Below are 16,134 nucleotides of genomic sequence, written 5' to 3'. Positions count from 1 at the left end.
AGGTTCGAATCCTCTACCCGCCACGAGCGTCGGTGGCCTCTGTCTGCGGAATGCGCAGACCGGGGCCGCTCGTCATTTTGCTCCGGGGGCCGAGCCCCCGGAAGCCCCGCGCGGTAATCGTTGCGCTTCGCCTTATTCGTGCGCCCGTTCGTGACGGTTCAGCGGCGCTTCGCGCGCTGGGCGGTTGAGGACCTTTCGCCAATGCCATCCCGTTACTGGGCGCGTGGTGATTCCGGCGACATCGGCCGGATTTGCGCGTGAGTTCGACGACCCCTGCCGGTTAGGGTCAGATCGTCGTCTGCTCGTTACCTCGTAACAACCGGCCCGGGGGGTGTGTCCGTGACCGCGCTGCGCCAATATCTGGTGGTGTGGGGGCTGCCGGGCGCGCGGACCCTGTGGATCGTCGGCATCCTCGCCCGCCTGGGTATCGGCATGACGCCGCTCGCTCTGCTGCTTCTGGTGCAGAACGCCACCGGGCGGTACGCCGCGGCGGGGCTGGCCGGCGCCGTCTACGCCATCGCGGGGGCCGCGCTCAGCCCGTTCGCCGGTCGGCTGGCCGACCGCGCCGGCTCGCGGCCGGTGCTGATCGTGACGGCCGTTCTGCATCCGCTGGCGCTGGCCGGTCTGCTGGTCGCCTGTCGTGGCGGAGGGGATGCCCTTCCGCTGATCGTGGTCGCCTCGGGCGTGGCCGGGGCCACCTTCCCGCCGGCCACCGCCGCGATCCGGCGCGCCTGGACCGACATGACCGAGGTCGGCTCCGGGCAGCATGAGCTCCGGCAGGCCGCGCTGGCCGCCGAGACCTCGCTGTTCGAGCTGGTGTTCGTGCTCGGGCCGACGCTGGTGTCCGCGTTCATCGTGGTCACCGGCGGGCCGGCCGCGGCCATCGTCGCCGCGGGAACCGCGACGCTGATCGGCACGCTGCTGATCGCCCGTCTGCCGGTGATGCGGCGCGGGCACAAGCGTGGCTCCGGCGATCAGACCCGTGGGCTCGGTCCGCTGCGTACCCGGGGCTTTCCGGCCTTGCTGGCCTGTGTTTTCGCGCTGGGCATCGCGTTCGGCGCCGGTGGGGTGGTCGTTCCGGCGTACGCCGAGCAGATCGGCGGCGGTGACAGCCTGGGCGGCATCCTGCTCGGCATCTGGGGGCTGGGCAGCGCCATCGGGGGCTTCTGGTTCGGCACGCGGCGCCCGGCGATGGCCCTGCCGAAGCAGTTCGCCGGCCTGCTCGCCCTGGTCGGCGTGAGCTTCGCCGGGCTGGCGGTGCTGTCGCTGTGGTCCAATCCGGTGGCGCTCGGCTTCGCCATGGTGATCGCCGGCACCACCATCGCACCCGCGCTGACCGTGGAGAACAACCTGGTCGGCCGGATCGCCCCGGCGTCGATGCTGAACGAGGCCTTCACCTGGATCGTCACCGTCTCGGTGGCGGGCAGCGCGGCCGGCGGCGCCCTGTCCGGCGTGATCGTCGACCTGCCGGGGGGCCTCCCGTGGGCCTTCGTGATGGCCGCCGTCTCGCTGTTCGTGGGCGCCGCGATCGCCGGCTTCCCGGCCGGCCCGATGGCCCGCGCCGACGAGCGGGCCGCCGCCCGGCTGCGGGAGGCTCTGGGCCAGGAGGAAGCGGTAGCCTGATTCCCGATTCGGGGGTGGGGAAGATGGCCAAGGAAGTCGCCCGGTCCGGCGGGCACGATCCGGCCCGGATGCGTGCCTCTGACGCCGACCGGCAGGTGGTCGTCGAACGCCTCAAGGCCGCCCTCGACGAGGGCCGGCTGTCGCTTCACGAGTACGACGACCGGGTGAAGCAGACCTACGTCGCCGCCACCTACGCCGATCTTCAGCCGCTGGTGTCCGACCTGCCGGCGCCGGGACTGAGCGCGGCCGATGTCGAGGGCCGCCGCCGCGCCGACCTCCGCCGCCAGGCCCGCCGCCTGCCCACCGCGCTGTCGGTGCTGTGGATCATCTGGGGTTCGCTGATGGCGGTGAACCTGGTGGCCTGGGTTCTGGTCGCTGCCGGGGCCGACGAAGACGTGTACCCATGGCCGGTCTGGCTGCTCCTGCCGGGTGTTGCGTTGCTGGTCACGACCCTTGGCGTGCAGGCGGTGCGCCGAGGCAAGATGCAGGAATGACGCGCGTACCGCTGAGTGTCCTTGATCTTGCCACCGTCCGCGCCGGCCATTCGAGTGGCGACGCGCTGCGAGGCACCGTCGAGATCGCCAAGACCGCTGACGAGCATGGGTACGCCCGGTTCTGGGTCGCCGAGCACCACAACATGCCGGCCGTCGCCTCGACCAGCCCGGCGACGCTGATCGGGGCGGTGGCCGCGCAGACCAGCCACATCCGGGTCGGCTCGGGCGGGGTGATGTTGCCCAACCACATGCCGTTCGTCGTGGCCGAGCAGTTCGCGCTGCTGGAGGCGCTCTTCCCGGACCGCATCGACCTGGGCATCGGCCGCGCCCCGGGCACCGACCAGGCCACCGCCGCCGCGCTGCGTGGCGTCTCGCCGTACCTCACCGTCGAGCAGTTCCCCGAGCACCTTCGCACCGTGCTGGCCCTGCTCAGCGACGAGAACACCACCCACCTGAAGGCGACGCCGGCGCCGGCCTCGTACCCGGAGGTCTGGATGTTGGGGTCGAGCACCTTCGGCGCGCAGATGGCCGCGGCGCTGGGTCTGCCGTTCTGCTACGCCTACCACTTCGCGATGACCTCCGATGTGGACAGCGCGCTGCGGCTCTACCGCGACGGTTTCCGGCCGGGCGTGCTGGCCGAGCCGCACGCGATGGTCAGCGCCTCGGTGATCGTGGCCGAGACTACTGAGGAGGCGCGGTTCCTGGCCGGGCCGAGCCGGATGATGGCGCTCAGTCTGCGTACTGGTCGTCTCGGGCCGATCGTCTCGCCGGAGACCGCCGCGACCGCCGCCGACGACCTCACCGAGCTCGACCTCAAGGTGCTCGACCAGTTGCCGGGCACCCAGTACGCGGGCACGGCCGAGGAGGTCGTGGCCGATCTGGACGCGCTGGTCGAGCGCACCGGCGCCGACGAGCTGATGATCGCCGGCACGGTCTTCGAGGCGGCCACCCGGCAGGACTCGCTAATCCGCTTGGCAAAGGCCTGGCGCGGATAACAGGCTGTCCGGATGAGCTGGCACATTTCCGGCGCCGTGGAAGACTTCATCGACCGGGCCGGACCGTTCCTCCGGTCCCACCCGGTCGAGAACACGGTGCCGCTGACCATCGCCGGGGCGCTGAAGAGCCGCGGTCCACACATCTACGGCCCGGCGGACCCGATCTTCGGCTGGTGGACCGACGCCGGCGGCCAGGTCACCGGCGCTTTCCTGCGTACGCCGCCGCACCCGCTGCTGCTGACGTCGACGCCGCCGGATTCGGTCGTCGCGCTCGCGAACGACCTCGAGACCCCGCTGCCGGGCATCAACGCCCGGGCCGGCGACGCCGACCGGTTCGCCGCCGCGTGGCAGGAACGCACCGGCGCGACCCTGACGGTCGGCCGCCGCGCCCGCCTCTTCCGGTTGGACGCGCTCACGCCGCCGACGCCACCGCCCGGGGCCGCACGAGTGGCCGGCCGGGCCGACCGTGACCTGTTGATCGACTGGTTCGGCGGATTCCACCGCGAGATCGGTGAGGCGGTGAACGCCGATCTGGTCGACGACAAGCTGGCCTACGGCGGCCTCACGCTGTGGGAGGTCGACGGGGAGCCGGTGTCGATGGCCGGCGTCACCCGCCCCGACTCCGGGATGGTCCGGGTGGTGGCGGTCTACACCCCACGCCGGCACCGTGCGAAGGGCTACGGCGGCGCGGTCACCACGGCCGTGACCCGGGCGGCACTGGACGCGGGCGCCACCGACGTGGTGCTCTTCACTGACCTGACCAACCCGACCAGCAACGCGCTCTACCAGCGACTGGGCTACCGCCCGGTGGAGGACCGGAAGGTGGTGCAGTTCCAGTGAGCAGGGTGCTCTCCGTGAATGTCGCCGTGCCGATGCGCAGCACGGCGAAGAGTGTCGGCATCACCGGCATCAACAAGGTCCCGGTCGACCACCCGGTGGCGGTGCGCGCGCCCGGCCCCAAGCGGACCGGTCTGCACAGCGGTCTCGTCGGCGACCAGATCTTCGACGTGAGAAGCCACGGCGGCGACGACCAGGCGGTCTACGCGTACGCCCGCGAGGACTACGCCTGGTGGGAGCGCGAGCTCGGCCGCGAGTTGCCGGGTGGCCTGTTCGGCGAGAACCTCACCACCGAGGGCGTGGCGGCCAGCACCGCGGTGGTGGGCGAGCTGTGGCACGTCGGCGAGGGTGGCCTGGTCCTCGCGCCGACCTATCCACGCATCCCGTGTGCCACGTTCCAGGCCCGGATGGGCGAGAAGCAGTGGACGAAGCGCTTCACCCAGGCCAACCGCACCGGCGCGTACCTCCGGGTGGTCGCTCCGGGCGAGGTGCGGACGGGTGACGCGATCGTGGTGACCGACGTCCCCGCGCACGGCGTGACGGTGGCTGACGCGTTCCACGCCTACATGACCGAGCACATCGAGGTCGAAGAGCTGATCGCGCGGCGCATGACATCGGCCTAGTTTTGTCATATGACAAGACATCTGATCCGCTACTCCGGGGCGGGCAGCTTCTCGCCCGAGATCATCGCCCGCGCCGAGGGCAGCTACCTCTGGACCGAGAGCGGCCGCCGGCTGCTCGACTTCACCTCGGGCCAGATGAGCGCCATCCTCGGCCACAGCCACCCCGAGGTGGTGGCGACCGTGCGGCGGCAGGTGGCGGAACTGGACCACCTGTTCAGCGGCATGCTCAGCCGTCCCGTGCTCGACCTGGCCCGCCGGCTGGCCGAGTCGCTGCCCGACCCGCTGGACAAGGTGCTGCTGCTGACCACCGGGGCCGAGTCCAACGAGGCGGCGATCCGGATGGCCAAGCTGGTCACCGGCAAGCACGAGATCGTCTCGTTCGCGCGCAGCTGGCACGGCATGACCCAGGCTGCCGCCAACGCCACGTACAGCTCCGGCCGGAAGGGCTACGGCCCCACCGCGCCCGGCAACTTCGCCATCCCGACGCCCAACCCGTTCCGTCCGGATTTCGTCGACGCGACCGGTACGTTCGACTGGCAGCGCCAGCTCGACTACGCCTTCGACCTGATCGACGCCCAGTCGGTGGGCAGCCTGGCCGCGTGCATCGTCGAGCCGATCCTCAGCTCGGGCGGCGTGATCGAGCCGCCCCTGGGCTACCTGGCCGCCCTCCAGCAGAAGTGCCGCGAGCGCGAGATGTTGCTGATCCTGGACGAGGCCCAGACCGGTCTGTGCCGCACCGGCCAGTGGTACGCGTTCGAGCGCGACGGCGTGGTCCCCGACATCCTCACCCTCTCCAAGACGCTCGGCGCCGGCCTCCCGCTGGCCGCGGTGATCACCAGCGCCGAGATCGAGGCCGAGGCCCACGCGCGCGGTTTCCTCTTCTTCACCACGCACGTCTCCGATCCGCTGGTCGCTGCGGTCGGCAACACGGTCCTCGACATCCTCGAGCGCGAGAAGGTCGACCGGGTCGCGGCCGAGTCGGGCGCCTTCCTCCAGGACGGTCTCCGAGAGCTCGCGGCCAAGCACGAGACCATTGCCGATGTACGGGGCAGAGGACTCCTCGTCGGCCTGGAGCTGGTCTCCGACGAGCTGGGGGCCGAGGTCACCCGCCGCTGCCTCGAACTGGGCCTGCATATGAACGTCGTCCAGCTCCCCGGCATGGGCGGCGTCTTCCGGATCGCGCCGCCGCTGACCGCCACCCGCGAGGAGCTGGCCGAAGGCCTCGACATCCTGGCCCAGAGTATTAGCTCTAGCGAATATTAGGCTTCGCTTGTATTGTGGCGGCGTGAGAGACCTCATCGCCGAACTTGCCGAAGTCCACCGTTCCGTCGGCCGCGAGCCGGCCGACGACGGGGAGATCGTCCGCGTGGTCATGAAGCGGACCTACGCCACCACTCCCGCCGACCTGTGGGCGGCGATCACCGAACCCGACCGCATCCGCCGCTGGTTCATGCCGATCACCGGCGAGCTCAAGGAGGGCGGCCACTTCCAGCTCGAGGGCAACGCCGGCGGCGACATCCTGGGCTGCGACCCGCCCCACCGCCTGCGCACCACGTTCGGCGGCCCCGAGAGCCTCCTCCAGCTGACCCTGGCCGAGCAGGCGACCGGCCAGACCGAGCTGACCCTCGACCACACCGTTCCGGTGGCCATGGCCGGCAGCGTGGCCGGCGCCCTGTTCGTCGGCCCCGGCTGGGACGGCGCCTTCCTCGGCCTGGCCCAGTACGTGGCCGGCGACGCCATCGGCGACCCCCAGGAGGCGGCCCTCTCGCCCGAGCTGCTGCCCTTCACCCGCGCGTCGATCAGCCGCTGGACCGAGGTCGTCCGCGCGGCCGGCGCCACCCCCGAAGAACTGGAGGGCGCCCTGGCCGCGGCCAACGCCCAGTTCGACCCGCAGCCGGAGTAGCCCCTTTCAGCCGGCCGGCCCCGTCAGCCGGCCGGCGGGCGGCCGGCCGCGCCCGCCCCAGTGGCTCAGCCGACGAAGCGATCCGCCGCGGCGCCGGTAAGCCGCCCCGCCGGCAGCCGCCGGCCACACACCGCCAGCAAGAGATCCTGCGCGGTTCCGTCGACCGGCTGCCCGTCCCCGAACCGCCAGTCCAGATCGGTGGCCCGCAACTCCACGCCGGTCAGATCGACCCCGAAGAACGCCACGTTCCGCGGTCGCAGCCCGCTCAGCACCAGACCGACCCGCTCCACCGGCGGCCGCCGCGCCAACCCCAGCCCCACCGTGATGTCCAGCCCATGGATGACGTCATGCGACAAGGCGGCGTGCGGCCCACCACCCGGCGGCGCCCAGGGATGATCAACGTTGTCCCTGACCTGGGCGAGCAGCTCTTCGGCGCTCATCCGCCCCGCATCCCGCCGGGCCGCCCGGTCGGCCATCCGGTTGACATCCCCCCGGGCCAGAACAAGTTCGCCCAGCGTACGCATCATTCCCGTACGGAACGGCGCGGTCGTGTGCGCGACCACCTCACGCACCCGCCACCCTTCGCACAGACCCCGGGCGAAGCCCTGGGCAACCCCGCACCCGCCGAGCTGTGGATCGAGCCGATCCCCGACGCCCAGGCCCTCCCCGAAGACACCGCGGTCCTGCGCGAGTCGATCCGCCTGGCCTTCATCGCCGCCCTGCAACACCTGCCACCCAAGCAGCGTGCGGTCCTGATCCTCCGCGACGTCCTCTGCTGGCGGGCCGACGAGGTGGCAACCCTGCTGGAGACGACAACCGCGTCGGTGACCAGCGCCCTGCAGCGCGCCCGAGCGACGGTGAAGGCGCCACCGGGCGACCCCCGCCGCCCCGACGACCCCGACCAGCGCGACCTGCTCAACGGCTACTGCAAGGCGTTCGAGAGCCACGACGTGACGGGCCTGGTGGCCCTGCTCCACGAGGACGCCACCATGACCATGCCGCCGTTCCGCTGGTGGCTACGCGGCCGCGACAACCTGGCCGCCGCCTTCGCCGCGGGCGGCTGCGAGGGCGCGACCCTGATCCCCACCGAGATGAACGGTTCCCCAGCCTTCTGGCAACACCGCAACGGCGAGCCTTTCGGCCTGGTGATCCTCACCATCCACGAGTCCCGGATCACCAACGTGACAACGTTCCTGAGGACGGATGGCAGATGACCGATACCGCTGCGGCGTGGGCCACGACCGTTTGTGCCAGTTATCGCTTGTTCGGGCTGCAGGACCCCAACTGCGAGGAGAGCCAGAACCGCGCCGGGGCCTTTTCCACCGCGAACCGGAATGCGTGGGCTGGCTCTCCTGGTGGAGTCGGCGACCGACCTGGTGGCGTTCGAGGTGCGGGTGGAGGTCGTTCGAACCGTGCTGGGGCGGCCCGGCACGCGAAAGGCGCGTTCACGGCCTTGACCCTCGCTCTGCTCGCGGAGTGGGGACGGGAGCTCGGTGTTGCGGTTGGGGACCTTTGTTGGGCGTACCTCAGCATCGGTTGTGACCGACTACCTTCAGCGACTTCACAGCTACTACCGGATGAATTCCACGGTTGGCGATGTTCCATCGGAGTGCGAGCCCACCCCGCTCGCATGTCGAAGGAGTGTCTGTGCACCGCCATCACAACGGCCTCAAGACGGCCGCGCTGCTGGGTCTGCTCACCGCGCTGATTCTTGGCCTGGGCTACTGGCTCGGTGGCAGCGGCGGACTGGTGTTCGCCGTCGTCCTCTCGCTGGCCATCAACGCCGGTAGTTACTTCTTCTCGGACAGGCTGGCGCTGCGGGCCATGCGCGCCCGGCCGGTGACCGAGGCGGAGTTCCCCGCCCTTCATCAGGTCGTGCGCGAGCTGTCGGCCGACGCCGGGCAGCCGATGCCGCGCCTCTACGTGTCGCCGTCGCCGCAGCCGAACGCGTTCGCCACCGGGCGCAACCCGGAGCATGCCGCGGTCGCGGTGACGGTCGGGATCACCCAGATTCTGGACCGCCGCGAACTCCGCGGTGTGATCGGGCACGAGCTGTCACACGTCTACAACCGCGACATCCTGATCTCCAGCGTCGCGGCCGCCCTGGCCGGCATCGTCACCATGGTCGCGCAGCTGGCGATCTTCCTGCCGCTCGGCGGAGGCGACGACGAGGACTCGCCGAACCCGGTGAGCCTGCTGCTCATGCTGATCCTGGGCCCGCTGGCCGCGACCATCATCCAGCTTGCCATCAGCCGCAACCGCGAGTTCCAGGCCGACGCGTCCGGCGCGACGTTGACCCGCGACCCGCTGGCCCTGGCCAGTGCCCTGGAGAAGATCCACTATGGCGCCCAGCGTCTGCCGCTGCCCGCTCAGGGTCAGCTGACCAGCGCCGCCCACCTGATGATCGCCAACCCGTTCACCGCCCGCGGGCTGGCCGGCCTGTTCTCCACCCATCCGCCGATGGGCGAGCGCATCGCCCGCCTCCACCAGCAGGCCGCCCTCATCGGGCCCCGCTGACGCCGCGCTCCCCCGACAAACGAACTACCGCAAGATCGAATGCTGGGGTACGCGCGACAACGTCCCCAACCGCAACACCGGCTCCCGTTCCCGCTCCGCGGCGCCGGCCGCGGGTCAAGGCCGTGAACGCGACTCTCGCGTGAGTGGGCGGCGCAGAGCCGCGGCCGGGGTACCCGGTTGCCACTCGTGCCCGCCGTTCGAGGCCGGCGTCGGCGGAGGTCTGCGCTGACGCTCTTCCAGCCGGCATCGCTCGCGCCGGTCCTGAGTGGAGCTTTGGGGAGCACCAAGCGCCCGAGCTGCTCTCTCGCTTTCGCCGCCGCCACTCACGCTCGCTGCCGGGCGTGAGTGGCGGCGATCGGCGTGCCGTCGGACCTACCACCGTCGCGGACAGTGGTAGAGCAACACGGCAAAGCGGCCGGAATACCGTCAAGACCTACCACCGTCCCGAACAGTGGTGGAGCAACACGGCATCACGACCCCGAACACCGCCCCGCCCTACCACTGTCGCGGACGGTGGTAGGGCGGGGCGGGGCGGGGCGGGGCGGGGCGGTGTCGCGGACCGGGCGGTGCTGCCACTGTTCAGTTGGGCGGCGGGAATGAGGGGCGGCGAGGAGCGACGATTGGCTTGGCCGTGTTTGTCGGCGGCGCGACGACGCCGTGGCAGATTGTCGCGCTGGGGAAGCGGTGAGGCCCAGACCGCCTACCACCAGCGCCAGACCACCCTGGGAGACCTCCGCGAATTGGCCGGACCACAGTGGTCGGGGGCGGGGCGAGGGTCAGCGTGACAGGAGAGGCACGAACTCGGTGTAGCCGAGGGCGGTGAACAGAAGTTGTGGGGCGAAGCCGAGGATCACGGCGATCACCGCGGCGCCGATCAGGCTTGCGGCGACCGGCCAGCGGATGGGCAGTTTGGGGAGGCGCAGGTCGGCGACGGCGATGCCGGGTGGGGAGGCGTAGAGGATCGCGGCGGTTCGGATGTAGTAGGCCAGGGCGATCACGGCGTTGATGGCCACCACGCCGGCCAGCCAGCCCCAGCCGGTGTTGATCAGGGTGTCGATGATCGTGACCTTGGCGAACAGGCCGGCCAGGCCGGGGGGCAGGCCGGCCAGGCCGGACAGGGCCAGGACGAAGGCGGCCGCGGGCCACGGTGAGCGGCGGGCGACGCCCCGGTAGGACGCGATGTCGCCGCCGTGGGCGTCGGGGGGCAGCAGGGCCACGATCACCGCGAACGCGATGAACTCGAGGGCCACGAAGAAGGTGGCGTACGCCAGGGCGGCGGTCACCCCGGACCCGCCGGCCACCAGGGGGGCCAGAATGTAGCCCGCCTGGGCCACCGAGGACCAGGCCAGCAGGCGGACCATGCGGGTCTGGCGCAGGGCCACCAGGTTGCCCACGGTCATGGTCAGGACGGCCAGGACGGCGATCAGCGGGCCGGTGTCGAGGCGGGACGTGATGGCCGCCAGGGCGACCACGCCGCCGAGCTTGGAGGCGGTCGAGAGGTAGGCGGCGACCGGCAGGGGGGCGCCGTCGTAGGTAGCGGGCGCCCAGGCGTGCAGGGGCACCGCGGCGACCTTGAAGGCGAAGCCGATCACGATCAGGGCCACGCCGACCGAGGCCAGGGGGGCCATCGCGCCGGCGCCGGGGGTCAGCGCCGACAGGTGCAGGGCGCCGGTGGCGGCGAAGAGCAGGCCCGCCCCGAGCAGGGCGATCGCCGTGGAGACCACGCTGACCAGGAAGAAGGTCACGGCGGAGGAGGCTCCGGCCGTGGTGCGGCGGAGTCCGGTGAGGACGTACAGGGGAAGGGTCAGGGTTTCCAGGCCGACGATCAGCGTGACCAGATCGCCCGCGTAACCGATGACGACGCCGCCGGTCATCGAGCAGGTGAGCAGGAAGCAGAACTCGCCGGGGGGCGCGGGAACGCGGGTGGACAGGCCGAGGACGCCGAGGGTGAGGGCGGCGAACAGGACGGCGATCAGCGCCGACGACGGACCGGCGGCCCAGGAGCAGTTGGCGCCGACGCAGAGGGTCGGGTCGGTCGAGGCGACGACGGGGGCGAGCGCGGTGATCAGGGCGCCGGCGGCGGCCGTACCGAAGATCGCGGAGCGCCGGCCGACCGCGAGGTCGACGATCAGGACGAGCACCGCCGTGCCGGCCGCGGCGTAGAGCGGCAGCAGCGCCAGGTGGTTGATGGACTGGGTCATCGGAGCGCCTCCGTCATCGCGCCGATCGGGTCGCCCGAGCCGATGAGCACCAGCGACGGGATCAGGCCGAGCAGCAGCGCCAGGATGATCAGCGGCGCCCAGGCGACCCATTCGGTCCGGGAGACGACCGGCAGGGCGTCCACGGGAACCGGGGCGCCGTGGGTGACGCGGCGGAGCAGGCGCAGGAAGTACGCCGCGGTCAGGGCACCGCCCACGGCGGCGACCGCGGCCAGCGTCATCCACAGGGGACCGCCCCGTTGCACCGCGGCCACGACCGCGAACGCCTCGCCCCAGAAACCGGCCAGCCCGGGCAGCCCCAGCGACGCGATGGCCGCGAACGCGAACATCCCGGCCAGCCGCGGCGCCGTCTCCCGCAGCCCGCCCAGCTCGGCCAGGTCACCGGTGTGCGTGCGGTCCTTGATCGCCCCGGCCAGGAAGAACAGCAGGCCGGTGATGACGCCGTGGGCGATGTTGCCGATCAGCGCCGCCTGTAGGCCGGTGACCGTGAGGGTGGCGATGCCGAGCAGCACGAAGCCCATGTGCCCGACGCTGGAGTAGGCGATCAGCCGTTTCAACTCGGTCTGCCGCAGACAGATCAGCGCGCCGATGATGATCGCGGCCACGGCCAGGACGGCCAGCACGGGCGCGGCCCAGGCGGCGCCGGTCGGGGTGACGCCGACGCCGATCCGGATCAGTCCGTACGTACCCATCTTGAGCAGCACCCCGGCCAGCAGCACGCTGCCGACGGTCGGCGCCTCGGTGTGCGCGTCGGGCAGCCACGTGTGCAGCGGCCACAGCGGCGCCTTCACCGCGAAGGCCAGCGCGAACAGGGTGAACGCGGCGTACTGGGTGGTGCGGGAGAGCCCGAGGCCGCCGGTGAGCGCGTAGATGTCGGCCGTGCCCGCCGCCACGATCACGGTGACCACGCCGAGCAGCAGGAGCACCGAGCCGAACAGCGTGTACAGCACGAACTTGCGGGCCGCGCGCCGCCGGTCCGGTCCGCCCCAGCCGGCGATCACGGCGTACATCGGCAGCAGGGTGATCTCGAAGAACAGGAAGAACAGCACCAGGTCGAAGGCGAGGAAGGTGCCGAGGATGCCGACTTCCAAGACCAACAGCAGGGCCATCAGGGTACGGCCGGAGGGCGGCCGCCACATGGTGTACGCGCAGCAGAGCAGCGTCAGCAGCCCGGTGAGGACGACCAGCGGCCCGGACACCCCGTCCACCGCCAGGTGGAAGTGGACGTCGAGGGCCGGGATCCAGGAGTGATCGACCTCCAGCCACGGGACGATCGGCCCGCTGGCGCCCCGCGGCAGCGCCACCACCACGGTGAGCAGGAAGGTGACCGCGGCCGCGACCAGCGCCGCCACGCGGCCGGCCCGTTCCGGCAGCAGCGCCGCGACCAGGGCGCCCAGGGCCGGCGCCACGAGCACGGCGATCAGCACCTCGTTCATGCGGACGCTCCGTAGATGGCGGCGACCACGCCGAGCAGCAGCGCCCCGGTCAGGACGGCGACCGCCGCGCGCGGCAGGGCGGCGCGGTGGGCGGCGCTGAGCAGCGTTCCCAGGCCGGTGGCGGTCTTGCCGGCGCCCTCGACGGTGCCGTCCACCACCCGCTCGTCGGTCCACTTGACGGCCCGTGCGAGCGCCTTCACCGGCCGGACGATCGCGCGGTCCTGCACGGCGTCGAGGTAGAAGGCGTTGGCCAGCACCGGCTGGACGCGGCCGAGGGCGAGCACCGGGTCGGCGCCGGGCACCGCCCGCCACAGCCACCAGGCCGTGCCGGCGCCGGTGACCAGCAGCAGCATCGGCAGCGCGATAGCCACGTCGAGGTGGGGTTGTTCCAGTTCGAGAGCGGTGCGGAAGCCGGGCGCGAACGCCGCCAGCCCGAGCAGCGCGGCCGGCACGGCCAGCACGAGAACCGGCCAGCGCATGACCCGCGGCGGGTCGTGCGCGACGCCCGGCCGGTCGTACCGCGCGTCGTCGAAGCCGACCTCCCAGTCCGGTCCGTCCGGCCCGTACGCGCGGGACGGCCCGAAGAACGCCCGCAGCAGCAGCCGGGTCGAATACCACGCCGTGATCAGCACCCCGGCCAGCGCCGCGATCCAGACGACCCAGGCGGTCCAGGCCGGCACCGCCTCGCCGCCCTCGGTGGCGTGCGCGGCGGCGACCAGAACGTTCTCCTTCGACCAGAAGCCGGCCAGCGGCGGCAGCCCGGCCAGCGCGCCCAGCCCGATCACGAACGACCAGAAGGTGGCCGGCATGACCCGGCGCAGCCCGCCCATCCGGGACAGGTAGTTGGTGCCGACCGCGTGGATCACCGCGCCGGCCGCGAGGAACAGCAGCGCCTTGAACGCGGCGTGGGTGAGCAGGTGGAACAGCGCGGCGGCGGGCGAGCCGACGGCCAGCGCCCCGGTCATGTAGCCGATCTGGGACACCGTCGACCAGGCCAGCACCCGTTTCAGGTCGTCCTGGGCCATCGCCGACAGCGCGCCGAGCAGCAGCGTGACGGCGGCCATCACCCCGAGCGTGGCCAGCGCCGTCGGCGACTGGGCGAAGAGCGGGTAGAGCCGGAACACCACGTACACCCCGGCGGCGACCATCGTGGCCGCGTGGATCAGCGCCGAGATCGGCGTCGGGCCGGCCATCGCGTCGGGCAGCCAGGTGTGCAGCGGGAACTGGGCGCTCTTGCCGGCCACGCCGGCCAGGATCAGCAGCAGCCCGGCGGTCAGCGTGGTCGCGCCGAAATCAGAAGCGAGCACGTCGGCGATCCGGAACGAGCGGGCCGACCAGCCGAGCAGGGCGATGCCGAGCAGGAAACCGACGTCGCCGACCCGGGTGACCAGGAACGCCTTGACTGCGGCGGCGGGCGCCTCGTGCAGCCGGCGGTCGTGGCCGATCAGCAGGTACGAGCAGACGCCCATCACCTCCCAGCCGACCAGCAGCAGGATCAGGTCACCGGCGGTCACCACGAGCAGCATCGCGCCGGTGAACAGGGAGATCTGTGCCGCGTACGGTGCGTAGCGGGGGTCGTCGTGCAGGTAACCGATCGAGTAGATCTGGACGGCCAGGGCGACCACGGTCACCGCGAGGGCGACGTAGAGCGCGGCGGGGCCGGCCGAGAAGCTCAGCGTCACATCGAGGTCGCCGAGGCGTACCCAATCGAGGTGGATCTCCTCCGGATCATCGGTGGTCACCAGCAGGAACACGGTCAGCGCCAGCGCCAGCACCGCGCCCGTGACACCGAGCGCGGCGGCTCTCTTCCGCCCGGCCCGATCGGCCGGGCTCAGGAGCAGACCCAGAAGACCGAGCAGCAGGGGTACGCCGGGAAGCGCCGCGATCATTCGGCGACCCCTTCGAGCTGCACCTCGTCGAGCGCGACCGCCTTACGCAGGCGGTAGTACTGCAGGACGATGGCCAGACCGACGCCCACCTCGGCCGCGGCCAGCACGATGATGAACAGCGTGAACACCGCCCCGGCGTGGTGCGTCGCGCCGCGGGTCGTCACGTCGGCGGTGACGAAGACCAGGTTGACCGCGTTCAGCATCAGCTCGACGGCCATCAGCACCAGGATCGCGTTACGCCGGCGCAGCACGCCGTAGACGCCCAGCCCGAAGAGCAGGGCCGCGATCACGTACGGGATCACCGCGTGCACCTATTCACCCCGCCCCTTGATGTCGGGCCGGGACAGCACGATCGCCCCGACCAGCGCGGACAGCAGCAGGATGGAGATCACCTCGAACGGGAGCACCCAGCTGCCGAAGATCTGCTCGCCCATCCGGCCCGCGGTGCCCGCCTCGGGCAGCGGGAAGATCGCCCAGCGGAAGGCGTCGGCCAGCAGCACGGCCAGGCCCAGTCCCACCCCGGCGCCGACCAGCAGGGCCGGCCAGGCCGGTCGGTCCAGGTCGTCCGAGGCCCCGATCGGCGCCCGGGTCAGCATCACCGCGAACAGCAGCAGCACGACCACCGCGCCGACGTAGACCAGCACCTGCACCCAGGCCACCAGCTCGGCGCCGAGCACGAGGTAGAGCCCGGCGATCGCGCCCAGGCTGACCACCAGGTAGAGGCCGGCGCGAACCAGGTGCTTGGAGGTGACCACGAGCGCGGCGGCGCCGACCGCAACCACCCCGAGCGCGAGCAGAAGAGCGTCGGCGACGGTCACGGGCCCGGTTCCCTGCGTGGCCGCGCCGGGACGCTCTTGGCCGTGGTCGCCGCGCCCGGGCCGGCCGCCTTCTTGGCCGCGGTGGCCTCCTCCTTGGACGGCTCGCCGAGCACGTCGTGGGCGGGCGGCGGCGGCACGGTCGGCATCCAGGCGGCGAGCCGGTCCTTGTCGTGCAGCAGGTTGAGCACGTCGGTCTCCGCGTACTCGAACTCGGGCGTCCAGTGGAGCGCGTCGAACGGGCACACCTCGATGCAGATGCCGCAGTACATGCAGAGCGAGAAGTCGATGTCGAACCGGTCGAGCACGTTGCGCTGCCGGGGCCGGGCCGCCCCCGGGACGACGACCTCTTCCTTGTGCGAGTCGATGTAGATGCACCAGTCCGGGCACTCCCGCGCGCACAGCATGCAGACCGTGCAGTTCTCTTCGAGCAGGGCGATCACACCCCGCGAGCGCGGCGGCAACTCGGGCTCGACATCCGGGTACTGCTGAGTCGTGCTGCGCTGGGTCATCGTGCGCAGCGTCACCGCGAGCCCGTTGATGAGGCCCGCTCCCGGCGTGCTCTTCTCCCCGTTCTCACTCACAACGACACATCCTGCCCTCTTGACCACTCCGGTGCGAGCACACCCCCGGCAGATCTTCCGATACGGTCGCGCCGAAGGGTGAGCGACCCATTCCCGGAGGACCGATGTGACCGCCGAAGACAACCGTCCGCCGCCGGACGGCTCGAGATGTCGATCGGCCGCCTGACCCTCCCGCGGCCGTCCGAGGACGGTTGACTCT

16 protein-coding genes are annotated in these 16,134 nt (G+C 71.7%); 9 read left to right on the top strand and 7 right to left on the bottom strand.

The window, feature by feature from the left end; genetic code table 11:
* Nucleotides 1–339: 339 nt before the first annotated feature.
* The 7 genes from AB0O15_RS14460 to AB0O15_RS14430 are packed head-to-tail and all read left to right on the top strand — an operon-like array spanning nt 340 to nt 6,475.
* The gene (locus AB0O15_RS14460) at nt 340–1,623 is read left to right on the top strand and encodes an MFS transporter (protein ID WP_364318359.1); all 1,284 of its coding nucleotides are present in this window, start codon (nt 340–342) and stop codon (nt 1,621–1,623) included.
* A gap of 23 nt (nt 1,624–1,646) precedes the next feature.
* Entirely contained in the window at nt 1,647–2,117 is a 471-nt protein-coding gene (locus tag AB0O15_RS14455) for a DUF1707 domain-containing protein (RefSeq protein ID WP_364318357.1), read from the top strand.
* The gene (locus AB0O15_RS14450; protein ID WP_364318355.1) at nt 2,114–3,112 is read left to right on the top strand and encodes an LLM class flavin-dependent oxidoreductase; all 999 of its coding nucleotides are present in this window, start codon (nt 2,114–2,116) and stop codon (nt 3,110–3,112) included. Before AB0O15_RS14455 ends, AB0O15_RS14450 begins: the two co-directional genes overlap by 4 nt.
* Before the next feature lie 12 nt (nt 3,113–3,124).
* Complete coding sequence (locus tag AB0O15_RS14445; RefSeq protein ID WP_364318353.1) at nt 3,125–3,952, top strand: GNAT family N-acetyltransferase; 828 nt, start codon at nt 3,125–3,127, stop codon at nt 3,950–3,952.
* A complete protein-coding gene (locus AB0O15_RS14440; RefSeq protein ID WP_364318351.1) occupies nt 3,949–4,572 on the top strand; it encodes an MOSC domain-containing protein in 624 nt (207 codons plus the stop codon). Before AB0O15_RS14445 ends, AB0O15_RS14440 begins: the two co-directional genes overlap by 4 nt.
* Nucleotides 4,573–4,581: 9 nt before the next feature.
* Nucleotides 4,582–5,835: an aspartate aminotransferase family protein gene (locus tag AB0O15_RS14435; RefSeq protein WP_364318349.1), complete on the top strand. Its 1,254-nt coding sequence runs from the start codon at nt 4,582–4,584 to the stop codon at nt 5,833–5,835.
* A gap of 22 nt (nt 5,836–5,857) precedes the next feature.
* Nucleotides 5,858–6,475: an SRPBCC family protein gene (locus AB0O15_RS14430; RefSeq protein ID WP_364318348.1), complete on the top strand. Its 618-nt coding sequence runs from the start codon at nt 5,858–5,860 to the stop codon at nt 6,473–6,475.
* 65 nt (nt 6,476–6,540) lie between these two features.
* Here AB0O15_RS14430 and AB0O15_RS14425 read toward each other — a convergent pair whose 3' ends face one another.
* A complete protein-coding gene (locus AB0O15_RS14425; protein ID WP_364318346.1) occupies nt 6,541–7,047 on the bottom strand; it encodes a hypothetical protein in 507 nt (168 codons plus the stop codon).
* Here AB0O15_RS14425 and AB0O15_RS14420 point away from each other — a divergent pair.
* Together AB0O15_RS14420 and htpX are read left to right on the top strand one after the other, a co-directional pair.
* On the top strand, nt 7,027–7,689 hold the full coding sequence (locus AB0O15_RS14420) for a sigma factor-like helix-turn-helix DNA-binding protein (RefSeq protein ID WP_364318344.1): 663 nt from the start codon (nt 7,027–7,029) through the stop codon (nt 7,687–7,689). The genes AB0O15_RS14425 and AB0O15_RS14420 overlap by 21 nt on opposite strands.
* 382 nt (nt 7,690–8,071) lie before the next feature.
* Nucleotides 8,072–8,992 carry a zinc metalloprotease HtpX gene (gene htpX / locus AB0O15_RS14415; protein WP_364318343.1) on the top strand — a complete coding sequence of 307 codons (921 nt, stop codon included), beginning with the start codon at nt 8,072–8,074 and terminating at the stop codon, nt 8,990–8,992.
* Between the two features lie 776 nt (nt 8,993–9,768).
* Here htpX and AB0O15_RS14410 read toward each other — a convergent pair.
* From AB0O15_RS14410 to AB0O15_RS14385, 6 genes are read right to left on the bottom strand one after another with little or no spacing between them, the layout of a single operon-like run.
* The gene (locus tag AB0O15_RS14410) at nt 9,769–11,193 is read right to left on the bottom strand and encodes an NADH-quinone oxidoreductase subunit N (RefSeq protein ID WP_364318341.1); all 1,425 of its coding nucleotides are present in this window, start codon (nt 11,191–11,193) and stop codon (nt 9,769–9,771) included.
* Nucleotides 11,190–12,647, bottom strand: a complete 1,458-nt coding sequence (locus AB0O15_RS14405) for an NADH-quinone oxidoreductase subunit M (protein WP_364318340.1) — start codon at nt 12,645–12,647, stop codon at nt 11,190–11,192. The genes AB0O15_RS14410 and AB0O15_RS14405 overlap by 4 nt, the downstream gene beginning before the upstream one ends.
* The gene (locus AB0O15_RS14400; protein ID WP_364318338.1) at nt 12,644–14,536 is read right to left on the bottom strand and encodes an NADH-quinone oxidoreductase subunit L; all 1,893 of its coding nucleotides are present in this window, start codon (nt 14,534–14,536) and stop codon (nt 12,644–12,646) included. The genes AB0O15_RS14405 and AB0O15_RS14400 overlap by 4 nt, the downstream gene beginning before the upstream one ends.
* Complete coding sequence (gene nuoK / locus AB0O15_RS14395) at nt 14,533–14,847, bottom strand: NADH-quinone oxidoreductase subunit NuoK (RefSeq protein ID WP_364318336.1); 315 nt, start codon at nt 14,845–14,847, stop codon at nt 14,533–14,535. Before nuoK ends, AB0O15_RS14400 begins: the two co-directional genes overlap by 4 nt.
* The gene (locus tag AB0O15_RS14390; protein ID WP_364318335.1) at nt 14,848–15,354 is read right to left on the bottom strand and encodes an NADH-quinone oxidoreductase subunit J; all 507 of its coding nucleotides are present in this window, start codon (nt 15,352–15,354) and stop codon (nt 14,848–14,850) included.
* On the bottom strand, nt 15,351–15,935 hold the full coding sequence (locus AB0O15_RS14385) for an NADH-quinone oxidoreductase subunit I (protein WP_364318333.1): 585 nt from the start codon (nt 15,933–15,935) through the stop codon (nt 15,351–15,353). Before AB0O15_RS14385 ends, AB0O15_RS14390 begins: the two co-directional genes overlap by 4 nt.
* Nucleotides 15,936–16,134 lie beyond the last annotated feature (199 nt).

Origin of the sequence: Actinoplanes sp. NPDC089786, assembly GCF_040684855.1 — a bacterium.
Classification (GTDB): Bacteria; Actinomycetota; Actinomycetes; order Mycobacteriales; family Micromonosporaceae; genus Actinoplanes.
Note: the sequence above shows the minus strand (reverse complement) of the source record. Positions and strands in the feature narration are given on the sequence as shown.